A 22,967-nucleotide genomic window follows, 5' to 3' on the forward strand; every position below is an offset into this window, starting at 1 on the left:
AACATATTTTATAGTAAATTTATGGGAAACCAAAGAGCCTCAAGGCGGCTTACCCTCCAGATGAAAGAACGGAGAGATTGCGAATGTATATTACATATCAGGATCTGATCCAGACTGGAATATTCATTTGCGCCCTCATGGTTGTGCTACACAATCTTTAAGGGCGGAAAACAGCCGCCACTACCAATCGTGACGGATTGCGGATGGATATATAATCCGTAATGCAACCAATATTGAGGGTAGGCCAATAGATTTTTTATAAAAAAATATGCCGTAACAATTCAGGATTATCTGAACTGTTACTGTATATATTTTAACGAAATTTCATATGAATCAGCTAAAAAGCTAATTAATATGTTATAGAAACGTTCTCGTAATCTGATAACCATGTGCAAATTTCGGAATAATTCATTATCCGGACAATTTCACCATTTTCTATAAATACAATGCCGGGAAATGAGGCGGTTTGAAAGGTATTTACAAGTTCCCTGGCAGGCATTTCATCACTGAACATGTAGTATACTTTTGTTTGTTCGGAATATGCATAATTTCTGACAAGTGAAAAAGCATGTTCCTTCTCTTCCCATCCGCCCGCATAGATATATACAGCCGCAGACGCGCCGTCTTCTAAAAAGCGCCTGTAATCCCCCATATCGATATTTTCTGCATAACGTTTATTCAATATCCTGATTTCCTCTGAATAATAAATATAATTTTTAATCGCCGTAATTGTAACAAAACTAAGCGTCAATACAAATAGGATCAAGCTTCTTTTGAGAATTTTTTGTTTCCTGTTATAGTCAATTAGTATGAATAAAAACGCAAAAATTATTATAATAAAACAGTTAAATGTGTTCATAAACGAAAAGGGCATGTCTCTTAAAAATCTATGCGCATCCCGTATGTCAAATTCGCGGTTCCAGCCAATCATGCAAAAAATAAACATGATTACCAGACTGGCTGTTAAGGATAAAAATAAACGAAATTCTTTTTTCAATTTTGTCCCTTTCTGTATGATGTACTCCCAGAGTCTCTCCGCGCCTGCCTTTGCGGCTGATTTCACTTAACAATGGAAGACATTTTTATCTTCTCAACAGTATATATTATACAATAATTATACCATCATTTCAATCCTGATATTAAACTATATCGTTTTTTGTCAGGTATACCACTCTTTGAAACTATACATCCTTAAAATCTGCTCCTTATTCTGTTATTGGATTACTAAAGCTCCCAAAATCCCGCTCTGACTTTTTTATCAGCGCATCTTTGAATCTGTAAAAATACCCTATTACACAGACCAGACATATATTATGTGATACACTGTGCAGATTCAAAGCCTGCCAGTAACGTAGCCAGGGCCGCTACCGCGCCCTTCATGTCGCTGGTTCCCCGGCCGTAGATCTTTCCGTCGTGGATTTCGGCGGCAAAGGGCGGATACTGCCACTCCTTTTCCTCTGTCACCGGAACCGTATCGATATGTCCGTCAAACAGAAGCTTTTTTCCCGGCCTTTTTCCTTTTATGCAGCCGATGATATTTCCGTACGTATCCACTGTCACCTCGTCAAACCCCATCTTCTCCATATGGGCGGACAGCACCTTTACCACCCCGGCCTCTTCCCCGGAATAGCTCCTCTGCTGAATCATTTCCCGGCACAATGCCACTACCTGTTCCTCACGCGCTTTATTCATATTCATACCTCCTGATTATATTTTTTTCTTAAACTTAAGCCCAATCCGGAGCGCATTTGAAACATGCCCCGGCGGGCGCATCAGCCCTGCGTTAAACTGGCCTTCCGTAGATCCCGTCCCAGACGATGGAACGGTAATTTTCCCTGTCCGTGTCTCCTTCTGTGTTAAAGAAAAGCGCTCTGGATGTTTTATTAAGCTTCAGTCGTTCTTTGATTTGTGCATACCGCGGATTTCTGAGAATCTCACTCACGCAGCCAAACGCCGCCGCGCCGCTCTCCCCGGCAATCACCCGGCTGTCACCCGCCGCGGGATTGCCCAGAATCCGCATCCCCTGCGCCGCCATATAATCCGGGCAGGAGATAAAATAATCCGCATAATCCTTGAGGACATTCCAGCCGATGCTACAGGGCTCTCCGCATGCAAGCCCGGCCATGATCGTATCCATATCCCCGGTGACAAAATGGAGCCTGCCATCGGCCGCTTTAGCGGTGCGGAAGATGCAGTCCGCCTTGTCAGGCTCTACAATCGTGATGATCGGCCTGTCTTTCCCGTATACTCCGGCAAAGAAGCCCGCGACAGCGCCCGCCATGGAACCCACTCCTGCCTGAAGGAAGATGTGCGTGGGTTTCTCAGGAAGCTGGGTATATGCCTCATACCCCATGGTTCCGTATCCCTGCATGATCCACTGCGGAATGTCCTCATACCCCTCCCACGCCGTATCCTGCACCATGACCCAGCCCTTTTCCTGCGCCTGCCGATTGGCCAGGCGGACCGCCCCGTCGTAGTTTAAATCTGTGATGGAAGCTTCCGCCCCCTCTGCCCGGATATTTTCCAGTCTCTCTGCGGCGCTTCCCTTTGGCATATACACAACCGCTCTCTGCCTGAGCCGGCCGGCCGTCCAGGCGACGCCCCGCCCGTGATTTCCGTCTGTGGCTGTCACAAAGGTGATGTCTCCCAGTTCCTTCCTCACCTCTTCTGACACCAGGCGTTCATACGGCATCTCTGAGATCGTCTTTCCCAGCTTCTGCGCCAGATAATTGCCAATCGCATAGCTTCCGCCCAAAACCTTAAAGGCATTCAGGCCAAAGCGGTACGACTCATCCTTTACATAGATGTTATCTATTCCCAGAAGTCCTGCCGTTTCCCTTAAGACTGCCAGCGGAGTCTCCTTATAGACAGGAAAGCTTGCGTGGAAAGCCTGAACCTTCTTTGCATTCTCCAGACTCATAAAATCCAGGTTGTACTTCTCATCGGAATTCTCCGGATACTGAATCAACTGTAATTCATCTTTCATAGCTGTTCCTCCTTGTTGTTATACTCTTAGTATAAAGCATGATCGATGCCAAACCGCGTTTTTTTGAGCTTGAAAAAAAATATTTTGTGTAATTTATATGTTTTAAACTTTTATTTTTGTGCAATTTGTATAAAAACTAAAAGGAGAGACAGCAAAAAACGATCGCTGTCTCCTCTTTTCTTTTTGACTCAATTCTTATAACGAGAAAGGGGCATATCCCCAATCTCATCGAGAAAAATCACCCCTTTGTCGGCCAGCTCGAATTTTCCCATCCTGCCGTTCGGATCCGCCCCGGTAAACGCCTCTTTCACATAGCCGAACAGCTCCGACTCCAGGAGAGGCTCCGGGATCGCGCCGCAGTTAATAGCCACAAAACGGTTTTCCTTCCGGTCGCCGGCCGTCCAGATAGCTCTGGCCACCATTCCCTTACCCGTTCCGCTCTACGTGGTTGATCACACAGTCCGGCGTATTCAGGGGCGAGGTGCGTTTTTTCAGCTCAGCCGCTTCCGCGGCTTTCACGGATATGAAATCAGCGATCTGATCCAGAAGCTCCAGATACATTTCCTCATTGTCCAGAATCCGTTCTCTCTGCTCCCGGCCACCCGGAACAGGTTTTCATCCGCCGCCTCGACCTCAACCTGAGCTACCTTTGACATGATATCCGCATACTTTTCCACTGTCTCCTGAATTTCCAGAAGCATGCCGGGCATAACCTTCCCCTCCTGTTACATCATAACGGCCATTTAGAATCACTCCGCAGCGGGGCCGTCCGGCGAACCGGCGTCCGGCGTTTCCTCCCTGCCGCTTTCGTACTTCTCCGGATGCGCCTTTGCATCCTCAATGCGCTCTTCCATAAAGGCGTAAAACTCCTGCATCTTTTCCTGGCTCTCAAACGCTGATTTGGCGACAAACTGCCATGTCTTGTCCTTTGTCTCCAGGAGAAACAGCCGCTCTATTTCCAGAATCCCCAGAATATCCTTAAAGCTGTACTCATTCCTCACGCCCTCGGCCGCCACCTCTATCGTAATGCCCTTCTCAAAAATCGTCAGCTTCACCTCCGGAAAACGGCCCGCCTTCTCCAGGCGGCCAAGCCCGCTCCTTTTCCAGATCACCCTTTCCTGGTTCTGAGGGGATATGGTATAGTACATCGCCGCGCCTACCATCATCAGCACGAGAACCGGACCGATATTGGCTTTAAAGTTTCCCGCCAGGGCAAAGCTCCTGCCCAGAAACAAAAAAGCGAAGATCACAAAAAATATGGCTGATGCGATCTTCAGCTTTTTCGAGTCATGCCGCGCCACATTCCAGCGGATCCAGTTCTTATAGTCCTCCTTTATCAGGCGGTAATTTAATTCTTTCATCGATTATACTCCTTCTCTGCAGGCGCTCAGGCAGCCTGATATCTGAATATCTGCGACACTCCGGCGCGCCCGGATAACTGCCTCTTTTCCTATTCCCCCTGTCCGATACAAAGCGCAAAAAAATACACCCTCTCCATCCCGGCCTTTTTCAGGGCCCGGGCGCATGCCTCTATCGTGGATCCTGTCGTATAAATGTCGTCAATCAGGATCGCGCTGTGCGGAAGTTCACACTCCCCTCTCACGCAAAACGCCTTTTCAAGGTTCCGCAGGCGCTCCGAAGCGCGTAGCTCTTTCTGCGGCTCTGTGTTCCGGCTCCGCTCAAGAATCCCGGCGCAGACCGGGAGCGAGAGAGCCTCCCCGAGTTTCCGGGCCAATACCTCCGCCTGGTTAAATCCCCGGGTTCTGAGGCGTTTCGGGTGGATCGGCACAGGGATCAGCGCCCCGGCCTTCATGGAGCGCAGAAGCGGCCCGCAGCGCCTTACGCTCTCCTGTGCATAGTAATCCAGGTATTCCCTTTTGTTTTTATATTTCACAGCCGCCATGGAGCGCGACGCCGTCTCGTTATAGTTCAGGAGGGCCGCGCCGTATTCAAAGGAACGCTTCCGGCGCGCGCAGTCCGCGCAGTATTCCTGCGTGTCGCTCATGATCTCCTTGCCGCATCTCTGGCAGACAGGCCCTTTTACGAATGAGAGCCGCGGGACACACGGCGGGCAGATCAGGCTGCCCTTTGGCATCACGATATCCCCGCAGACCGGACAGCGCCTTGGAAACAGGGCGTCTATTAGCATGTATTCTCCTCTCCCTGAAGCGTGTTTGTAAATGCCGCATCAGCCAAGCCCCAGCCCGTCCGCGTCGCCGCTTTCCGCGATCTCCCGGATCCGATCCTTTAAACCGCAGTAGCGCTTCTGCTCCAGGGCGTTGTCAACCATCTGCTGAAATACGCCGGGCAGGCCGACCAGGCAGACACAGGCGCGGGCGCGGGTTACCGCCGTGTAGATCAGGTTTCTGGTCATGAGCATACGCGGGCCGCTGTAGGTTGGAATCACCACAGCCGGATACTCGCTTCCCTGCGATTTATGGATGGTGATTGCATAGGCAAGCTCCAGCTCCTCGAGCTGCTTAAAGCTGTATTCCACCCGTTTTCCCTCATCAAATTCCACGGTCAGAAGCTCTGCGAACAGATTCAGCTCACGGATCACGCCCATATCCCCGTTAAATACGCCTGCGCCCTTGTCAGCCGGGATATTATTTTTATACATCGTCCACTCGATCTGATAGTTGTTCTTGATCTGCATCACCTTGTCCCCCAGCCGGAACACGCAGCCGGCGGCTTCCTTTTCCGGTTTTTCCGGGGAAGGCGGGTTTAGGAATTCCTGCAGGATGGAGTTCAGCCGCTCCACGCCCAGCGCTCCTTTGCGCATGGGAGTCATGATCTGGATGTCAAATACGTCTGCATGTACATATCTGGGAAGCTTTTCCCGCACCAGCGTGATCATGGCGTTTATGATCGCGTTCGGCTCATCGCGCCTGATAAAAAGGAAGTCTTTACTCGGTTTCCCAAGGGGAATGCGCTCTCCGCCGTTGATCCGGTGGGCGTTGACGATGATATCGCTCTCCGCCGCCTGGCGGAAGATACGGGTCAGCTTTACCACCGGAAAGCTGCCTGATTCGATCAGGTCGCGCAGCACATTTCCGGGGCCCACGCTGGGGAGCTGATCCACATCGCCCACCAGAATCAGGCGCGTTCCCACATTGACCGCCTGCAAAAGGGCGTTCATGAGGTGGATATCCACCATAGACATCTCGTCTATAATCAGCACATCCGCATCGAGGGGATGCTCTGCGTTCCGCTCAAAATGCATATGGCCGCCCCGGGCCTTATCATTCTCCTCCGGCATTCCGCTGATCTCCAGAAGACGGTGGATCGTTTTGGCCTCATAGCCTGTGGCCTCGGTCATCCGCTTGGCCGCGCGGCCGGTGGGGGCCGCCAGAAGTATCTCCATATCCCCCAGCTCAAAATAGCGGATAATGGTATTGATCGTGGTGGTCTTTCCCGTGCCGGGGCCTCCGGTCAGCACCAGAAGGCCGCTGTTCACAGCCTTTATCACAGCCTGAACCTGCAGCTCGTCCAGCTCAATCTTCTCCTGCGCCTGGATGCGCGCCAGGTTCCTTCGGATCTCTTCCTCCGGCTCGGCGCCGGAAATATTCAGATCATACAGCATGCGGGCAATGTTGAGCTCCATGTAGTAATACTGGGCGGCATAGACATTGGCCCTCTCCCCGTCCGCGCCCGTCCGTCTGACCACCAGGCGTTTGTCAATCTGCATGTCCATCAGACAGCCGCCGATGGAGTCCGGGCTGACCTGCAAAAGCTCTGCCGCCTGCTGTGCGAGCTCCTCCTGCGGCAGGTATGTATGACCATTCGCCGAAGCCTGCAAAAGCGTATACAGGATACCGCTTTTGATGCGGAAATCAGAGTCAGGGACAATGCCGATCTTCGCGGCAATCTCGTCCGCCATCTTAAAGCCCACGCCCGGAATATCATCCGCGAGCTTGTACGGGTTCGCCTCCAGCACGGTGTAAAGGGCCGGCCCGTACTCCTGATAAATCTTTACGGCCAGATTGATCGAAACGCCGTAATTCTGCAGATACATCATGGCCTGGCGCATATCCCGCTTGGCATCGACCTGCTCGCCGATCGCCATGGCCATCTTCTCGCTGATTCCCTTAATCTCTGCCAGCCGTTCCGGTTCCTCCTCCATGATGCGGAAGGTGTCTGCCTTGAATTTCTTAACGATGCGGGCCGCCAGGGCCGCTCCCACGCCTTTTATGGCCCCGGATCCTAAGTAGCGCTCCATGGAAACCGTGTCCTCCGGCGCTTTGAGCTCGTACGCCTCAACCGTAAGCTGTTCCCCGTAAACCGGATGCTCGGTCATGCGCCCCTCTGCCTCGATCAGCTCGCCCTCGGTGATATAGGAAAACGTGCCGACCAGGATATACTCCTCCCCGTCCTCTGCCCCCGAAACGCTTAAAACCGTATAGCCATTGTCCTGGTTGCGGTATTTTATCTTTTCTACGTATCCTTTAACTGTCGCCATAAACTTTCATACGCCTAATCGAAATTCTTCATTCCCTCTCCGTGGGCAAATTCGATGAATTTTCCGGTCCCAATCGCCACGGCAGTCAGCGGATCCTCTGCTATCATCGTGGTAATGCCTGTCTTCTCCTCGATCAGCGCGTCCAGGCCGCTCAAAAGGGAGCCGCCTCCTGTGAGCACGATACCCCTGTCAAATATATCGGCGGCCAGCTCCGGCGGCGTGCGCTCCAGCACATTGTGTACGGCGTCCACTATCTGAAGCGCCGGTTCGCGCAGCGCCTCCAGCGTCTCGTCTGACGTTACCATGATGGTCTTCGGAAGACCTGTCACCAGGTTCCGTCCGCGCACCTCCATTGTAACCGGCTCCGGACGGCGGTACGCGGCCCCGATATTGATCTTCATCTCCTCAGCCGTCCGCTCCCCGATCAGGAGATTGTGTTTTTTCCTCATATACCGTACCAGCGCCTCGTCAAAATCATCTCCGGCCACCTTGATCGAAGCGCTCACCACCGTGCCCCCTAAGGAAATCACCGCAATATCCGCCGTGCCGCCCCCGATATCCACAATCATATTCCCGCATGCCTTTGCGATATCGATCCCGGCCCCGATCGCCGCCGCCACCGGCTCCTCAATGATCGTGACCTCCCTCGCGCCGGCCAGGTACGTCGCATCCTCCACGGCCTTCCGCTCCACCTCCGTGGCCCCGCTCGGAATGCAGACGCTGATCCGCGGCTTGCGCAGCGTCTTCTTGCCCACGGCTTTATTGATAAAGTATTTCAGCATCTTCTCTGTCACCGTATAATCTGAAATCACACCCTGGCGCAGAGGGCGCACGGCGACGATATTGCCCGGCGTCCTGCCGATCATCAGGCGCGCCTCCTCGCCGATCGCCTTGATCTGATTGCTGTCGCGGTCAATGGCCACTACGGACGGTTCCTTTAAAACAACGCCCTTGCCTTTGATATATACAAGAATGCTGGCTGTTCCCAGATCAATCCCAATGTCATTAGACATCATCATACTTGTTCATCCTCCTGCTTGTATTCTCTATCATTATTATCCCATTAACATATCCTGTTTAAACGAAAAAAACTGTAACAGTTTATTTATACCCGCCGCCGATGAAATCGGCAGTGAGTATCGTGCCAGCCGCAGCCGCGAAGCGGCATATTTCCTTATGCGGCTGCGTGCATCATGTTATACTGGATAGCAGATTCATCCGGTGTCCAGTATAACCTTACCGTTACAGGCAGACTATACCATTTACTATTATATACAATTTCAACCCCTTTTCAAAGGGTTTTTTGTTTTTTTATTATCTTTAGATTTTTTTAATTCCCGGTACACATTTTTGTCACAATTTTCCCCTATAATGCAGATATGTTACTCGAAAGGGTAACAGGCCTTTGTTTCAAGGAACACTTGAAATAATAAAGCTTTTTCATACTCATACCTGCTAAGGATAAAACCTTAGCAGGCCCCCCTAGATTATAACCGCTTTGGCGCTTGGCCGGAGCGGTTTTTTCGGTTGAATAGCATAAAAACTAAGCAGGGACAGAACAACCTGATCCGCAAATCATCACGAAAAGTTTATCAAATCGAAATTAACTTTAGTTTTATTTTATAGAATATCCACATTTTCAACACAATTTACTGGCATAATAAAAGCACAAACATAAATAAAGTATTTTTATACTACCTGCCAGAGAGGAAACTCCTGGCAGGCCCCCCCTAAATAAGCCAGTTTCTTTTTTATATACCTACCATTCCCAATAATAAGCAACGGACAAGCCCCCATCGGACTCTCAGCCGATGGGGGCTTGTTGTTTACTGCCCTCTTATTTACTGCCCGTTTATTTTAAAATCTGTTCCCTGACATAATCCACGCTCCCGGCGGACATGCTGAATTCGTCCAGTCCCAGATCAAGCAGGAGCTTTGCGGCGTCCGGATCGCCTGCCATCTCGCCGCACATCCCGACCTTGATTCCCTTTTTGTGGCCCGCGGCGATGATATGCCCCACGGCTTTTACGACAGCCGGGTGGAAGTAATCGTATTTTTCCGCGATCCGCTTATTCCCCCGGTCCACAGCCAGGAGATACTGGGTGAGATCATTGGTGCCAATGCTGAAGAAGTCCGCTTCCTCTGCAAATTCCTCTGCGAGAAGGACACTGGCCGGCGTTTCCATCATCATACCCATGGGAATTGCCCCGTCAAAGGCGATACCTTCCGCGGCCAGCTCTCTTTTACACTCCTCTGCCAGAGCTTTGGCCTCACGCAGCTCTTCAGGGGAAATGATCATGGGGAACATGATGCGCACATGGCCGAACGCGCTTGCGCGCAGGATTGCCCTGAGCTGTGTTTTAAACATATCCTTCATATCGAGCGAGACGCGGATGGCGCGCCAGCCAAGGAATGGGTTTTCCTCCTCGTCGAAGCTGAAGTAGGGAAGTCCCTTATCCCCGCCGATATCCAGCGTGCGGATCGTCAATTCCTGCGGGATCAGTTCCGCCGCCTCCTTATAGACCGCAAACTGTTCCTCCTCGGTGGGGAAATGGTCGTTTTCCATATAGAGAAGCTCGCTCCGGAACAGTCCCACGCCGTCGATATTCATCTCCAGGGCGCGCCGGATGTCCTCTGCGTTTCCCACATTGGCGCACAGGGCGATCCGTTTTCCGTCCTTTGTGACGGCCGGCTGCTGCCGCAGGGCCTTTAAGCGCGTGCGCTCTCCCTCATACGCCTCTTTTTTCTGCTGATACCCGGCCAGTGTCTCCCTGTCCGGATCCACCACGATCACGCCGTCCCCGGCATCCATGCAGACCAGAGAGCCATCCGTAAGTTTTCGCAGGATCCCGCTCACGCCGACCAGGGTGGGAATATTCAGGCTTTTGGCGATAATGGACACATGGCTCGTCACGCCGCCCTCTTCGGTGATGATTCCTTTTACGACCTCCGGGCGCAGCTTTACCGTGTCCGACGGGTAGAGATCCCTTGCGGCTACGATAACCTCTTCTTTTATACTCCCCAGATCAGGCCGCTGTATGCCCTTTAACACAGCCATCAGGCGCTTTCCGATGTCGCGCACATCAGCGGCGCGCTCTCTCATATACTCATCGTCCATCATTTCAAAAATCGCGGCAAACTCCTCGATGGTATTGTGTAGGGCAAGCTGGGCATTCATGAGCTCTTCCGTTATCTTTGTCTCCACGCCCTCCTGCAGGGTAAAATCTCCTGCGATTTCTAAATGGGCCGCGAAGATCGGGTTTTCTTCTGCCAGAAGCTCCAGTTCCTTCTGAACATCCTCTTTGGCCCTGATAAATTTTTCACATTCCATTCCTGCCTGATCGGCGGCGATCAGGCCGCCGTCAGGGCTGAAATCCGGTTCCAGATATTTGTATACCGGGGCGACCGCGACTCCTCTTGAGGCGGTCTTCTCAACATCGATCCGCTCCATTCCTATTCTCCCAATCCACTCTCAATCAGAGCCGCTACGGTCTGTAAATCTTCCTCTTCCGTTTCCCCGCTGCACTCCAGGACAATCTCGCTGCCGTTCTTGATGGCTGCCGCCATGATGTTTAACACGCTTTTTGCCTGGATTCTCTTTTCCCCATATACCAGTATAACGTCTGATTTACACTTTCCTGCCGCCTGGGCCAGAAGGGCTGCGGGTCTCGCATGAAGGCCGGACGGATTGGAAATCACCATGTTCTTTGATACCATACTGCTTCTCTCCTCTATAATAAATGAATGATCGTTTATGCTTTTACCCCGAATGGTCTTATGCCTCTACCCCAAAATGCTCAAACAGGATCCGTTCTGCCTCCGCGTTCCAGAGCCCGCGGTTCTTTTTACACGCCTCGTCAAGCTTTTTGAACAGAGGATCCGTCTTCCCAAGCTCCTCAAAATCCTCAATCGCAGTCAGCGGCATGTCAAACTGGGTATAGGTCAGCTTCTTTCCGCCCGGAATATTCGGAAGGTTTAAGGTCGCGTCTGCGATGCTGTCGATTCCGCCCACATGCGTTACCATAACCGCCGGCTCAATCTTTCCTTTGGCTGCCAGCTCGTTTGCCTCAATTAAGTCGTCGTTGTTTCCGCCCGTGGTTCCTAAAATGTGGGCGCTGGTGTAGTGGACATTATATAAATTGATCTCGCCCTTAAACTGATTATCCGTCGGCCCTGCAAAGAAGTTTAAACAGCCGTCGAACGCCAGGAGCTGATCGCCCATCTCCGCCACCTTGCGATTGGGGATGTAGACAAACACGTCATCATATCCCTTTCCGCCTGTGATATCCTTGAGCTCCTTAACCGGATCCGCCATTTTGGCCGTATTGACATAGAGAAGCTCAACCCCGTTCTCCGCGGCCTTTGACTCCGGTATCACCTCGCGGGCCCGGGCCAGCTTGGCGTCGTCGATGTCTGTCACCACGATGCGCTTCGGCTTGTTCTCAAACTGGATGCCGTAGCTGACCGCGCCCAGCCCCATGGGGCCGCAGCCGCCCAGAATGATGATGTCGCCGCCTTCTTTTGTGCCGCCCGCCAGATCATGATTCCTCTTATTTGTGTGGTAATTGCCGTGATAGCCGCCGATGATGCAGCTCATCGGCTCGCCTAAGGACGCCTCAAAGAAGCTCTCGCCTTCATACGGCATCAGGCAGCCCAGCTCCATTACCTCATGAGGGATAATGCAGTACGTACATGCCCCGCCGAAATACTCGTAAGAATAACCGGGGGACGCCAGGCTTCCCTTGTAGTTGAGCGCCGGCTGCTGCGCGAATTTCATGCCCGGCTTAAACTGATCCTTCCATTTCTCCCCTGCTTCAACAATCACGCCTGCAAATTCATGACCGATGATAACTGGGTTGGTGTCGATATTTTTCGGTGCTCTCTTATGGTTCTTGCCCTGCTCCGCCAGCTTATACGTTGACATGCAGATACTGTCGCTCATCACTTTGACAAGGATCTCGTCGTCCTTTATCGGCGGAAGCTCAAACTCCTCCAGGCGCAAATCTCTGGTTCCATACATTCTGACTGCCTTTGTCTTCATTTCCTCTATTCTCCTATCTCTTCCATAATAACCTGTTTCTTCAGTTCCTCAACGGTTTCGCGGGACGGCGGCTTTGTGCCGATCGTGGTCACAGCCCCTGCGGAAGCGGCCATGCACAGGCGGGCTGTCTCCACGCTGTCAAGCCCCATTTCCCAGGAATACGCCAGTGCCGCCACCATCGCATCCCCGGCCCCCACGGTCGAATGGGCCTTCACCGAAAGCGCCGGGCACCGGACCGAACGGCCCGGAAGCAGAAGCACCGCGCCGCTTCCCCCCATGGATACCGCGACCGTCCCGATCCCCTTATCCATCAGACCTTTCGCGATATCATAAAGCTCCCGGTCAGACGCGCGGTAATCAATCCCCGCATACCCCTCCAGCTCCACGCGGTTCGGCTTGATAATATCCGGCGCGGCCTCCAGGGCATATTTAAACAAATCCCCGTCCGCGTCCAGAAGCGCTTTAGCTCCCTTTTCGTGCACCAGACAGATGATATCGCGGTAAATCGTCCTCTCCACACCGCTGGGGATGCTGCCCGAAAGGACGAACAGCACGCCGGGCTTCGCATATTCCAGAAGCCGCGTCTTCAGCTCCTCCATCTTTCCTTCCCCAATCACCGGGCCGGGTTCATTTAACTCCGTCACCTCGCCGTTCTGCTCAAACACCTTCGTATTCGTCCTCGTCTCGCCCTGTACCCAGACAAAGCTGCCCTGAATTTCCTTTTCTTTTAATACATTTTCTATCGTCCTGCCCGCATTGCCCCCTAAAAAGCCCATGGCAACGCTCTCACCGCCCAGCTCCTTAATGGTCTTGGAAACATTGATTCCCTTTCCACCGGCATCATATTCCACCTTTTTAATGCGGTTTAATCCCCCCGGCTGCAGGGAATCAATCTCCACAGTCTTATCAATCGCGGGATTCATCGTCACTGTTACGATCATGGCCTTACTCCTTTTCTGTCAGTATGCTGTAAATCGTATCCGCATCGCCCTCTGTCAGCCTCTTAGCCGCTTCATCATCCAGCATCTTCTCCGCCACGGTAGAGAGGATCGCCAGATGCTCGTCGCCCACTCCCGCAATCCCGATCACCACATGAACCTCATTCCCGGCCCAGTCAATCCCCTGCGGAAATGTCATCACCGCAATCCCGGACGCCTTGATCGCCTTCTTCGCCGCCTCCACGCCATGCGGAAGCGCCAGCCCATTCCCCATAAAAGTAGAAAAAGATTTCTCCCTCTCCAGCATCGCCTCCACATACGGCTGATCCACATATCCGCTGTCCACCAGCATCTGTCCCACCTGGCGGATCACCTCCTCCTGCGGCTGCGCCTCACAGTTCACCCGGATATTCTCACGATACAAAAGCGCCTTGCCCTCCGGAGCCTTCTCTTCCTTTTTTTTCTTGAAAAACATGGATGTTTCCTCCTTTTCGTTTTCATGTACTCTCGGAATCTCGCTGCGCCTGATTTTGTGAGATGATTTTAGATGCGCACAAATTTATGAGGCGTACGTGGAGCGTACGTTGATTAAATTCGGGTGCATCTGGCGGAAAATCAGCCGCAAAGGCAGGTGCAGAGAGATTCCGAGAGTACATTTTCGTTCTGCATCTCTGTATACATTATATAATGAACCGTTTCAATATTTCAATTCAAAGAAACCGGGATTTGGCGCCATCCAATAGCGCCGTCAACGGGGCAGGCCGCCGCATCCTCTTTACGATATCCCCCCAACCAGCCTGTTAAAAAACCTCTTCAAATGAACCGCCAGCGCATCCCGTATCTCTTCCCTGTCCCCGCGCCTCACAATATCCATAAACCCATATTCCTCCACCAGCATACTGCTGATCGACCCCAATATCTCCGTATTCAGCGCCGCATTCTCATCCTCCGGGGCCAGCATTATAAACGCCGCTGAAATCCCCTTAAAATATTCGTCCCGGAACGCCCCCAAATCCTTCGTCATACACACCGAAAACCCAGGCCGGATCACCCCTCTGGTCCTTGTATGAAACAATGCAAAGCCAAATTCCGCAAACACCTGGCTGGAAATCTGTTCCCGCCTTAAAATATCCCGCCGTATAAGCTCCCTGCGGTCCGAATACGGAGACAGCTTCTCCCCAATCGCTATCAAAAGCTCGTCAAAGGTAATATGATTATCCACCTTAAAAAATTCCATGTATTTGATAATTCCCCTGATCTGGGCAGCCGCCAGGTTGACTCTCTCAAGCTGGCCGGAAAATGCGTCCGATTCCTTTTGCTTTCTCGGCAGCCGCTCAAACTGGTAAATCATCTGCCGGATCTCTCCCATATCCGTTTCACTTAAAAGCGGGCTCACATAAATCACAGGCGGGCCCGCCACCTCCAGCGGCACGCTTGACACAAAAAAATCTGCCTGCGCCGCCACATAGGGCGTGATATCGCGCGCCCCGTACGCGGAAAGAACAGCCCGGTCCTTAAAGACTTTTTCAAGCTTTGACACCATCAGCCTGGAAATACCGATGCCGCTGGAGCACACTACGCCGATTGCGACCTTGCGTATCTCCTCCCTGCGGCCTGCCAGGCGCACCATCGCGGCGCCAAAATGGACGGTGAGAAAGCCTACCTCCTCATCCGGAACGCTTTTTCCCGTAAATTCCTCCAAAAGCAGCGCCGCCTGCCCGCATCTGTCATAGATATCCGGATAATTTTCCCGGATCTCCTTTAATACCGGATTGTGGATCTGCATTCCGTGGTTCAGCCGGATCAGAGTTGGCTGCAGATGGGCCAGCAGACCCTGCAAAAATTCATCGTCCTGCTTTAGGAGGTATGACTGCTCCCCGTCGAAGGCGTCAATCATGCGGTTGACAAGCTGCTGGAGCTTCCGGCTTTTCAGATCCAGGCATGTCTTTTTATCCCACTGGATCTTTTCATGCTTGGAGCCTTTGATGTGAAGGCAGATATACGAAACCTCCACCTCCGGTATCTGAATCTCAAACTCCTCCTCAAGCTCCGCCACGATCGCCTTTGCAAGGCCGTAGTCCTCATCCTCCCGGATGTTCTCCTTCCACCTCTCGTCCGCCTCAATGACCTCGTTTTTCAAAATCCGGTTGACGGCGATGGAAATATGGATGATCAGCCCCATGTAAGAATTCTCCGTCAGTGTCAGGAAACGCGCGCTGTCTACTGCCAGAATACAGTCCACAACACGTTCCATAATCTCATCGTTGAGAATCCTCCCGATATTGCTCTTTTTGAGAAACTGCCAGGGCGGGCCTTTTTCATCCGCTTCCTCATAAGCCTCCCGGAACGCATGCGTATCCATATTTTCGCTTATAAAGGCGCGGATGGCCCTTCTGTAATCTTCTTCGCTGCCCTCTACCGCCACGCCGCTGCCGGGCCTGCGGCTGACGGTAAGTCCGTACCGGCCAAGCCAGCCTTCAACCGACGCCAGGTCAGAGCTGATAGTCGCCTCGCTGACGCCGAACTGATTGCTGTAATAAAACAGCTTTTTAATGCCCTTTTCCTTCAGCATTTCAAGGAGCAGCCGCTTTCGCCGTTCTTCCCGGTTTCTGACATCGTAGTCGTCATCCGCGCTCTCCAGCTCCTTAAGAAACCGGGCTCTGTCACGTTCATCCCCTTCCAGCCAGACGCCGACGCCTGTCCTGGACAGAAAACGGATCCCGCTGCCTTTTAACGCGCTGTCCACGGATTCCATCTCCCTTTGGACCGTCCGCTTGCTGACTCCCACCCGCTCCGCCAGATAGCGGACGGAGACAGGCGAATTTTCTCTGAAAAGCACGCGGAGAATCTGTTTCATACGCGGTGTAATTTTCATTCTGATATGATTCCTCTTAAGAATTCTGTTTTTTCACATCCTCAACCAGTCCCTCATACTCCGGGGCCGCGAGGAAATTCGTGATCAGCACCAGACGCGCATTCGGATTGCTGTGCGACGCCCGCTCTCCCAGCTCCTGATGCGTGACCACAATCTGCACATCCGCCGGAATCGAGGATACCGGGGTGTGGATGACCTCAATCCCTGCGAGTCCGGCTGCGGTCAGCTTTTTCTTTAAGACCGTAGCTCCCATGGCACTCGATCCCATACCGGCATCGCACGCAAAGGCAATCTTTTTGATTCTGCCGGCCGCCGCGCTTCCTGAAGCCGGCGCCTGCGCCTGCGTTTCTCTTTCATCTTTTATGCCCTTTGCCTGGCGCTTCATGGCGTCCTTCTTCTGCTGCGCCTCCTCCAGCGACGTATCTCTGCCCATGAATTTTAAGAGCGGCAGGGCAATCACAAACGAAACAGCCGCCGCGACCGCCACGCCGATGATAATTCCCAGATAGCTGTGGCGCTCCGCCATCATCATAATCGCCAGAAAGCTTCCCGGAGACGCTGCGGAGGTGAGTCCCACCTGAAACAGCGTAAAGCAGAATACGCCGCTCGCCCCGCCTGCAATCACAGCCAGGAGCAGGAACGGGTTCATCAGGATATAGGGGAAATAAATCTCATGAATCCCGCCGAAAAAGTGGATGATCGCCGCGCCCGGAGCAGAGCTCTTCGCGCTGCCCTTTCCCACAAGGCAGTACGCCAGAAGGATCCCCAGTCCCGGCCCCGGATTGGCCTCCAAAAGGAAGAAAATCGACTTGCCCGTCTGCTCCACCTGCTGGATTCCCATCGGGGATAAAATTCCATGGTTAATGGCATTATTTAAAAACAACACCTTCGCCGGCTCGATAAACAGGCTGGTAAGCGGAAGGATGCCGTGATCCACAAAGAAACCTACGCCGGCGCTCATCGCCTGGTTTAACATACTCACCAGCGGAGTAACGGCTGCCATGGACACCAGCGCCAGAAGCGCTCCGATGATTCCCAGTGAAAAGTTATTGACAAGCATCTCAAATCCGGCCTTAATGCGCCCCTCTACAGCCTTATCAAACTTCTTAATAATCCAGGCGGACAGCGGCCCCACTACCATCGCGCCGATAAACATCGGCACATCGGAGCCTGCGATCACCCCCATGGCCGCGATGGTCCCAATCACGCCGCCGCGCTTTCCGGCCACTACCTCGCCCCCTGTATACGCGATCAGGAGCGGAAGGAGAACCGACGACATAGGACTCACCATTTTGGCAAAATTTTCATTGGGCAGCCAGCCCGTTTCAATGAACAGGGCCGTAATCAGCCCCCATGCAATAAATGCCCCGATATTCGGCATTACCATTCCGCTTAAAAAGCGGCCAAAAACCTGTACCTTCTCTTTCATGAATTCCACACCTCATTCAGTTTACTTAAAAACAGCATTCCCTGTTTTTGCCTGAAATAGACTGGCCAACCTATTTTAGCACTTGCTTTATGCCTATTATAGCGGCAGAGGGCTTCCTTTTTCAAGAAATAGAAAAACAAATTTGACGCCAATCCTTAGCGCCAAATCTGTCTGTTATCTGTTAGTGTTATTCTCCTCTATGATGAATCCTTCTGGAAAAAAATATTTAAAAATTCAGCCGGCTGATATATCCCAACCGGCGGCTTCCCGTAGTCTTTTATATTTCTGGTAACAATACAATCCATTCCGCAGCGAAGCGCAGTTTCAGCCATAACCGCATCCTCGAAATCAGACATTCCTGAAGAAATTGCTTTCCGGCAGTCAATCCCTGCCGTATCCAGCAGATCAAATAACATATACAGTCCGCTTAATACCTTCCGCGTCTCCCTGTCGCTGTGGAGATATTTAAAGGTTACATAATAAATATCCGCAGATGCTTTCGCTGTGATAAATCCCTCAAACTGTCTGTTAGCGGCAAGAAGAAAAATTTCCTGCGCATTGTCTTTGAATGGAATTCGTGACTGCAGGGCGTCTATAATAATACAAGTATTAATCAAAGCCCTCATATTCTCCCCAGCCTTTCCTCACGGGCTTCTTTCAGTGTCATTTCATCAGGAATAATCCCAAACAGGGATTTTGCCGCATCGACACGATCCTGGTAAGGATTAGAAAGCTTCGCCACTATTTTTCCATTCCGTGTAATATAGATGTCCTCTTTTTCTGCCATAAGAAGATATTTCCCCAAATTCATTTTCAATTCGGTTGCTGTAATAGACACAAAATCACCCCCAATCTTTCTTCCTGTTATAAGTATACACATATCGAACGGTAATATCAATAAAATCGTGCGATTTTTTTACTGCATTCCCATAGCCTCCCCTTGCGATCCCCGCCATAATCAGCTATGATTAGTTCACCACAAATGAAACGCATAAAATCTACAGGGAGAACCGATACATGTACACATACAACACATGGCAATGGCTTGCCTTCTTCTACCTTTACTGCTTCTTTGGCTGGATATTTGAGTCAGCCTATGTCTCGTTTAAGGAACGCCGTCCCGTAAACCGGGGCTTCCTGCGCCTTCCCCTGCTGCCGCTTTACGGCTTTGGGGCTGTAATGATGCTCTGGGTATCGCTTCCTGTAAAGGACAATCTTTTACTTGTATACTTCTCCGGCGTGATCGCGGCAACGGCTCTGGAATATATAACCGGCTATGTCATGGAACGCCTGTTTAGGGTGCGGTACTGGGATTACAGTAACAAGCGCTTCCAGATACACGGCTATATCTGCCTGACCTCGTCCCTTGCCTGGGGGGGTCTTACGATTTTGATGACAGAAGTGATCCACCAGCCCGTCTCCCGGGCCGTGCTGGACGCTGATCCGCTTGTTTTAAAGCTGGCCCTGAGCGCAGTGAGCGTTCTCTTTGCAGCGGATTCCTATGAATCTACGAAGGAAGCCCTCGCCCTTGGGCAGGCTCTTGAAGCTATGACAAAGATGAGGGGAGAGATGGAAGAGATCCAGATGCGCATGATGGCATTTAAGGAGGAAGCGGCAGACAAGGCCCGCTACGTGCGCGCAGAAGCGGTAAAACACCTCTCAGCCATGGGACTGGAGGCAGAAGAGAAATCTGCCGCTCTGCTTGCGGAGCAGAGCAAAAAGCTGTCCGCCGCAAGAGCGGAGACAAAGGAGCTGGCTGCTTCCTTTTGCCGTGAGGCGGCCGAACGGCTGGACGCCATTCACGAAAGCAGCCGGGAACATCTCATGCTTCTTGCCGGACAGCTTGAAGATATAAAACAGAAGCGGCTGGCCCTGCACCCCAAAAAGGGACTGCGCCATTTTTACCGCAAAGGGCTTCTTCGCGGGAACCCGGGGGCCGTATCCCCGCGCTTTTCAGAAGCTCTTAAGGAGCTGCTCAGACTTCACTTATAAAAGCTTATTTACCTCTGCCATCACCGCTTCCCCGAGCTTTTCGGATTTCTTGGCGGCATCCTCCAGGGAAGCGCCTTTGATGCCGTAGTAGAACTTGATCTTCGGCTCCGTGCCGGACGGCCTTACGCAGAGCCATGCGTTGTCCTCCAGATCATAGTACAGAACATTGGAGGACGGGAGGCCCGTCGGCTTCACCTCTCCGCTCTCGATGTCTTTAATGGTATCCGCTTTATAGTCGCGCGCGGAAACGACCTTGAAGCCGCCGAACTCTGCCGGGGCGTCAGTGCGGAAATGCTCCATGATCTCCTGGATCTTTGCCAGCCCTTCGATGCCCTTTAAGCCGATGGATTTTACCTCATCCTTATAGTAGCCGTACTTCTCATACATCCCGACCATCGCATCCCAGAGCGTCATATTCTTTTCTTTATAATAGGCCGCTGCCTCGCAAAGGGCGGCTGTGGCGGAAATGGCGTCCTTGTCGCGGGCGTACGTTCCGATCAGGCAGCCATAGCTCTCCTCCATGCCGAACAGATACGTTCCCTTTCCTTCCTGCTCATTCTTAAGCACCTGCTTTCCGATCCACTTGAACCCGGTGAGAACCTCAACCAGCTCAGCGCCGTAGGCTTTGGCCACCGCATCCACCAGATTGGTGCTGACAATGGATTTGACCACCTGTCCGTCGGCCGGAATCGCGCCGTTTGCCTTCTTCTGGCTGAGCACATATTCGCACAGAAGGGAGCCGGACATATTTCCGGTCAAAGGAATGTAGTCCCCTGATTTGGCGTCCTTTACGTAAACGCCGAGACGGTCCGCATCCGGATCCGTGGCCAGAACCAGATCCGCATCCTTTTCCTTTGCCAGGGCAAGGCCCAGCTCAAAGGCTTCCGCGGCCTCCGGGTTCGGATAGCTGACGGTCGGGAAGTTCCCGTCCGGGAGCTCCTGCTCGGGAACTACGTATACATGGGTAAAGCCCAGCTCCTTCATCACGCGGCGGGCCGGGATATTGCCTGTGCCGTGAAGAGGCGTGTATACAATCGTAATCTGATCCTGCATCTTGTCAATGGCCGCCTGGTTTACCACCTGCGCCTTAACCTGAGCGATATACTTATCGTCGATCTCCTGGCCGATAATCTGGTACAGGCCCGCGGATACAGCTTCCTGTGCGCTCATGGTTTTCACAGAGGACAGATCCGTGATGGCCATAACCTCCTCTGTCACGCCCTTGTCATGCGGGGGCGTAAACTGCGCGCCGTCCTCCCAGTAAACCTTATAGCCATTGTACTCCGGAGGGTTGTGGCTGGCTGTGATATTGATTCCGGCGATACATCCTAACTCCCTTACGGCAAAGGAAAGCTCCGGCGTCGGGCGAAGCGTCTCAAAGCGGTATGCCTTTATACCGTTCGCCGCCAGCGTGCGGGCCGCCTCATCGGCAAATTCGGGGGACATACGGCGCGAATCAAACGCAATCGCGACGCCCTTATCCGCCCCGCCCTGCTTTATAATATAATTCGCAAGCCCCTGTGTGGCCCTGCGCACCGTATAAATATTCATCCGGTTGATACCTGCGCCGATGATCCCGCGAAGGCCGGCTGTGCCAAACTCCAAATCCATATAGAAGCGCTCTTTGATCTCGTTCTCATCGCCTGCGATCCCGCGAAGCTCTTCTTTCGTCGCCTCGTCAAAGTATGGATTATCCAGCCATTCCTTATAAATCGTCATGTAATCCTTCATTGTCTGATACCCCTCCTGTAGCTTGATAAATTTTTCTGTTATAACAGCCCGGACGCCGGCTGTGAACTGCTAAACCGGAAATCCATGCCGTTACTTCCTGTTCCTTTAATTATAGTATATTTTGCCGGAAAAGGGAAGGAATTTTAATTACTGTACACGAGTATGAATTTTACGAGTTACTGTTCACACACCAGCCAATCCGGGGTGTTTTTTGTGAGTGCGGCGCAGCGAAAGTCACAGACAGCGGGCCCCCTTGGGTCAAACCCGCGAGCAGCAGCGCCAAACCGCATTTTTTGCGGTTTGTGTGCATTGCGAAGCGTGTTACTGGGCACAGCCCGGCAGATGTGTGAACAGTAACTTTTATGACCGAATCTGCTTAAGAAACGCCTCCCGCTCCTTCTGCTGCGCCTCCAGGTTTCTCAGTTTCTCCACATTCCGGGCCGGTATCCACGCTTTATTTGCATTATGGTAAAAATTAAGCTGCTTCCAGTATTTCTCCGGGTAAAGGAACAGGTAATACAGGTATTCCCGCTCCTTTTTTCCCATGGGCAGAACCCGGTCATAGCTGTCCAGCATTTTCATCCCCAGCCGCAGATTCCAGCCGTGCTTTTCAAGCGCCTTCCTGATAAAATGATACAGATCCGCGGTCTGCACACCCAGGTGCATCCGGTTAAACTCAATGACTGCCGTATAGCCCGGCCCCATCAGAAGATGATGCTGGTTTAACTCTCCATGGCACAGAAAATGCTCCGGCAGGCCCTGCTGCGCGGCCATCCGGCTCAGCCCGTCCTGCGCCTCTTTTGCCTGCTCGAAAAACAGGTTAAAATTCCCCATGACGCACAGCTCAAAATCCGATTTTTTCCGCTTTCCGCTGATAAAATTCCGCGTCCGCTTCAGCTCCCGGTTGTGGCGCTCCATCTCTGTTTCCATTGGCTCTGCGAGGATAGAGCCCAGATTCCACTCCTCCTTCACCTCCACCCTGCGGAGCTGCTTATGTAAGCCTGCGATCTGTACAACCGCCTGCGCCATCTCCTCCTCATCCCGCACATTGTACTCACGATCCATGTACCAGTCCTTTAAAATATAGCGGCTGCCGTCCCCGGCGGCTGACAGAAGCCCTCCCTCGCGGTTTCTGACATACTGATCCACCCTTAAGCCCCCGCTTTCTTTCAGTAAGCCAAGCACCTCCTCCTCGAACTCCAGACGTTTCATTGTTCCCTTATATTCTCTCAGAAGCTTAATCCCCTGATCGGTTTCACAAACCCACGCCCCTCTGCCTCTGCGGAGCGATACTGCTTCCAGGTCATATTGTTCCAGCACTTCCGTATTTCTATCGTTCACACTTCACCCCTCCAGACAACTTTATTAAGCTACTTCTAGGGTATGTGTCCCGGACTTTAATTATGTACAAATCTGGCGTAACCGTTCTGACAACTTAAGCGGTTGCGGCGGGTTGGACCCAAGGGGGCCCGCTGTCTGTGACTTCCGCCGCTCTGCGCTCACAAAAAACACCTCG

At 52.2% G+C, this 22,967-nt stretch carries 20 protein-coding genes and 1 pseudogene; 1 reads left to right on the forward strand and 20 read right to left on the reverse strand.

Features of this window, described 5'->3' with window-relative positions; all coding sequences use genetic code 11:
• Positions 1-349 precede the first annotated feature (349 nt).
• The 18 genes and pseudogenes from NFS31_RS18670 to NFS31_RS18755 all read right to left on the reverse strand — a co-directional run bounded on the left by NFS31_RS18670 (position 350) and on the right by NFS31_RS18755 (position 18,566).
• Positions 350-682 carry a hypothetical protein gene (locus NFS31_RS18670; protein WP_251498495.1) on the reverse strand — a complete coding sequence of 111 codons (333 nt, stop codon included), beginning with the start codon at positions 680-682 and terminating at the stop codon, positions 350-352.
• 629 nt (positions 683-1,311) lie between these two features.
• Complete coding sequence (locus NFS31_RS18675) at positions 1,312-1,692, reverse strand: M20/M25/M40 family metallo-hydrolase (protein ID WP_251498499.1); 381 nt, start codon at positions 1,690-1,692, stop codon at positions 1,312-1,314.
• Between the two features lie 91 nt (positions 1,693-1,783).
• On the reverse strand, positions 1,784-2,986 hold the full coding sequence (gene dpaL, locus NFS31_RS18680) for a diaminopropionate ammonia-lyase (RefSeq protein ID WP_251498503.1): 1,203 nt from the start codon (positions 2,984-2,986) through the stop codon (positions 1,784-1,786).
• 206 nt (positions 2,987-3,192) lie between these two features.
• A pseudogene (locus NFS31_RS18685) lies at positions 3,193-3,426 on the reverse strand (sigma 54-interacting transcriptional regulator); the annotation flags it as partial.
• Between the two features lie 75 nt (positions 3,427-3,501).
• Positions 3,502-3,696, reverse strand: a complete 195-nt coding sequence (locus tag NFS31_RS18690) for a hypothetical protein (RefSeq protein WP_251498506.1) — start codon at positions 3,694-3,696, stop codon at positions 3,502-3,504.
• Between the two features lie 39 nt (positions 3,697-3,735).
• Entirely contained in the window at positions 3,736-4,347 is a 612-nt protein-coding gene (locus NFS31_RS18695) for a YcxB family protein (protein WP_251498535.1), read from the reverse strand.
• 89 nt (positions 4,348-4,436) lie between these two features.
• A complete protein-coding gene (locus NFS31_RS18700) occupies positions 4,437-5,135 on the reverse strand; it encodes a ComF family protein (protein ID WP_251498537.1) in 699 nt (232 codons plus the stop codon).
• Between the two features lie 39 nt (positions 5,136-5,174).
• The gene (recD2, locus tag NFS31_RS18705) at positions 5,175-7,445 is read right to left on the reverse strand and encodes an SF1B family DNA helicase RecD2 (protein WP_251498540.1); all 2,271 of its coding nucleotides are present in this window, start codon (positions 7,443-7,445) and stop codon (positions 5,175-5,177) included.
• 14 nt (positions 7,446-7,459) lie between these two features.
• Positions 7,460-8,464 carry a rod shape-determining protein gene (mreB, locus tag NFS31_RS18710; RefSeq protein ID WP_160225875.1) on the reverse strand — a complete coding sequence of 335 codons (1,005 nt, stop codon included), beginning with the start codon at positions 8,462-8,464 and terminating at the stop codon, positions 7,460-7,462.
• 833 nt (positions 8,465-9,297) lie between these two features.
• Positions 9,298-10,896 (reverse strand): phosphoenolpyruvate--protein phosphotransferase, encoded by a 1,599-nt coding sequence (gene ptsP / locus NFS31_RS18715; protein WP_251498543.1) that lies wholly within the window; start codon positions 10,894-10,896, stop codon positions 9,298-9,300.
• Between the two features lie 2 nt (positions 10,897-10,898).
• Positions 10,899-11,162: an HPr family phosphocarrier protein gene (locus tag NFS31_RS18720; protein WP_251498546.1), complete on the reverse strand. Its 264-nt coding sequence runs from the start codon at positions 11,160-11,162 to the stop codon at positions 10,899-10,901.
• Positions 11,163-11,220: 58 nt separating this feature from the next.
• On the reverse strand, positions 11,221-12,486 hold the full coding sequence (locus NFS31_RS18725; RefSeq protein WP_251498549.1) for a zinc-binding dehydrogenase: 1,266 nt from the start codon (positions 12,484-12,486) through the stop codon (positions 11,221-11,223).
• Positions 12,487-12,491: 5 nt separating this feature from the next.
• Positions 12,492-13,427, reverse strand: coding sequence for a 1-phosphofructokinase (gene pfkB, locus NFS31_RS18730; protein ID WP_251498554.1), 936 nt, complete (start codon positions 13,425-13,427; stop codon positions 12,492-12,494).
• Between the two features lie 4 nt (positions 13,428-13,431).
• Positions 13,432-13,899 (reverse strand): PTS mannitol transporter subunit IIA, encoded by a 468-nt coding sequence (locus NFS31_RS18735; RefSeq protein WP_251498557.1) that lies wholly within the window; start codon positions 13,897-13,899, stop codon positions 13,432-13,434.
• Between the two features lie 300 nt (positions 13,900-14,199).
• Positions 14,200-16,299: a BglG family transcription antiterminator gene (locus NFS31_RS18740; RefSeq protein ID WP_251498560.1), complete on the reverse strand. Its 2,100-nt coding sequence runs from the start codon at positions 16,297-16,299 to the stop codon at positions 14,200-14,202.
• Between the two features lie 16 nt (positions 16,300-16,315).
• Positions 16,316-17,728 (reverse strand): PTS mannitol transporter subunit IIBC, encoded by a 1,413-nt coding sequence (locus tag NFS31_RS18745; protein WP_251498562.1) that lies wholly within the window; start codon positions 17,726-17,728, stop codon positions 16,316-16,318.
• A gap of 197 nt (positions 17,729-17,925) precedes the next feature.
• On the reverse strand, positions 17,926-18,354 hold the full coding sequence (locus tag NFS31_RS18750; protein WP_251498566.1) for a PIN domain-containing protein: 429 nt from the start codon (positions 18,352-18,354) through the stop codon (positions 17,926-17,928).
• Complete coding sequence (locus NFS31_RS18755) at positions 18,351-18,566, reverse strand: type II toxin-antitoxin system Phd/YefM family antitoxin (RefSeq protein ID WP_251498569.1); 216 nt, start codon at positions 18,564-18,566, stop codon at positions 18,351-18,353. Before NFS31_RS18755 ends, NFS31_RS18750 begins: the two co-directional genes overlap by 4 nt.
• 179 nt (positions 18,567-18,745) lie before the next feature.
• Here NFS31_RS18755 and NFS31_RS18760 point away from each other — a divergent pair, with 179 nt between their 5' ends.
• Positions 18,746-19,720, forward strand: a complete 975-nt coding sequence (locus NFS31_RS18760; protein WP_251498572.1) for a putative ABC transporter permease — start codon at positions 18,746-18,748, stop codon at positions 19,718-19,720.
• On the opposite strand, the gene NFS31_RS18765 is transcribed toward NFS31_RS18760, so the two are convergent.
• Together NFS31_RS18765 and NFS31_RS18770 are read right to left on the reverse strand one after the other, a co-directional pair.
• Complete coding sequence (locus tag NFS31_RS18765) at positions 19,715-21,451, reverse strand: phospho-sugar mutase (RefSeq protein WP_251498575.1); 1,737 nt, start codon at positions 21,449-21,451, stop codon at positions 19,715-19,717. The two genes, NFS31_RS18760 and NFS31_RS18765, sit on opposite strands and share 6 nt — an antisense overlap.
• Before the next feature lie 360 nt (positions 21,452-21,811).
• On the reverse strand, positions 21,812-22,792 hold the full coding sequence (locus tag NFS31_RS18770; protein ID WP_251498577.1) for a protein kinase family protein: 981 nt from the start codon (positions 22,790-22,792) through the stop codon (positions 21,812-21,814).
• Positions 22,793-22,967 lie beyond the last annotated feature (175 nt).

It is taken from the genome of Otoolea muris, from assembly GCF_943193115.1.
Lineage (GTDB): Bacteria > Bacillota > Clostridia > Lachnospirales > Lachnospiraceae > Otoolea > Otoolea muris.

Coding starts and splice junctions, on each gene's coding strand:
- NFS31_RS18760 (WP_251498572.1), top strand. CDS start 18,746: ATGTACACATACAACACATGGCAATGGCTTGCCTTCTTCTACCTTTAC.
- NFS31_RS18740 (WP_251498560.1), bottom strand. CDS start 16,299: ATGAAAATTACACCGCGTATGAAACAGATTCTCCGCGTGCTTTTCAGA.
- NFS31_RS18725 (WP_251498549.1), bottom strand. CDS start 12,486: ATGAAGACAAAGGCAGTCAGAATGTATGGAACCAGAGATTTGCGCCTG.
- NFS31_RS18735 (WP_251498557.1), bottom strand. CDS start 13,899: ATGTTTTTCAAGAAAAAAAAGGAAGAGAAGGCTCCGGAGGGCAAGGCG.
- pfkB (WP_251498554.1), bottom strand. CDS start 13,427: ATGATCGTAACAGTGACGATGAATCCCGCGATTGATAAGACTGTGGAG.
- NFS31_RS18700 (WP_251498537.1), bottom strand. CDS start 5,135: ATGCTAATAGACGCCCTGTTTCCAAGGCGCTGTCCGGTCTGCGGGGAT.
- ptsP (WP_251498543.1), bottom strand. CDS start 10,896: ATGGAGCGGATCGATGTTGAGAAGACCGCCTCAAGAGGAGTCGCGGTC.
- NFS31_RS18690 (WP_251498506.1), bottom strand. CDS start 3,696: ATGCCCGGCATGCTTCTGGAAATTCAGGAGACAGTGGAAAAGTATGCG.
- NFS31_RS18720 (WP_251498546.1), bottom strand. CDS start 11,162: ATGGTATCAAAGAACATGGTGATTTCCAATCCGTCCGGCCTTCATGCG.
- NFS31_RS18695 (WP_251498535.1), bottom strand. CDS start 4,347: ATGAAAGAATTAAATTACCGCCTGATAAAGGAGGACTATAAGAACTGG.
- recD2 (WP_251498540.1), bottom strand. CDS start 7,445: ATGGCGACAGTTAAAGGATACGTAGAAAAGATAAAATACCGCAACCAG.
- mreB (WP_160225875.1), bottom strand. CDS start 8,464: ATGATGATGTCTAATGACATTGGGATTGATCTGGGAACAGCCAGCATT.
- NFS31_RS18675 (WP_251498499.1), bottom strand. CDS start 1,692: ATGAATAAAGCGCGTGAGGAACAGGTAGTGGCATTGTGCCGGGAAATG.
- NFS31_RS18750 (WP_251498566.1), bottom strand. CDS start 18,354: ATGAGGGCTTTGATTAATACTTGTATTATTATAGACGCCCTGCAGTCA.
- NFS31_RS18745 (WP_251498562.1), bottom strand. CDS start 17,728: ATGAAAGAGAAGGTACAGGTTTTTGGCCGCTTTTTAAGCGGAATGGTA.
- dpaL (WP_251498503.1), bottom strand. CDS start 2,986: ATGAAAGATGAATTACAGTTGATTCAGTATCCGGAGAATTCCGATGAG.
- NFS31_RS18765 (WP_251498575.1), bottom strand. CDS start 21,451: ATGAAGGATTACATGACGATTTATAAGGAATGGCTGGATAATCCATAC.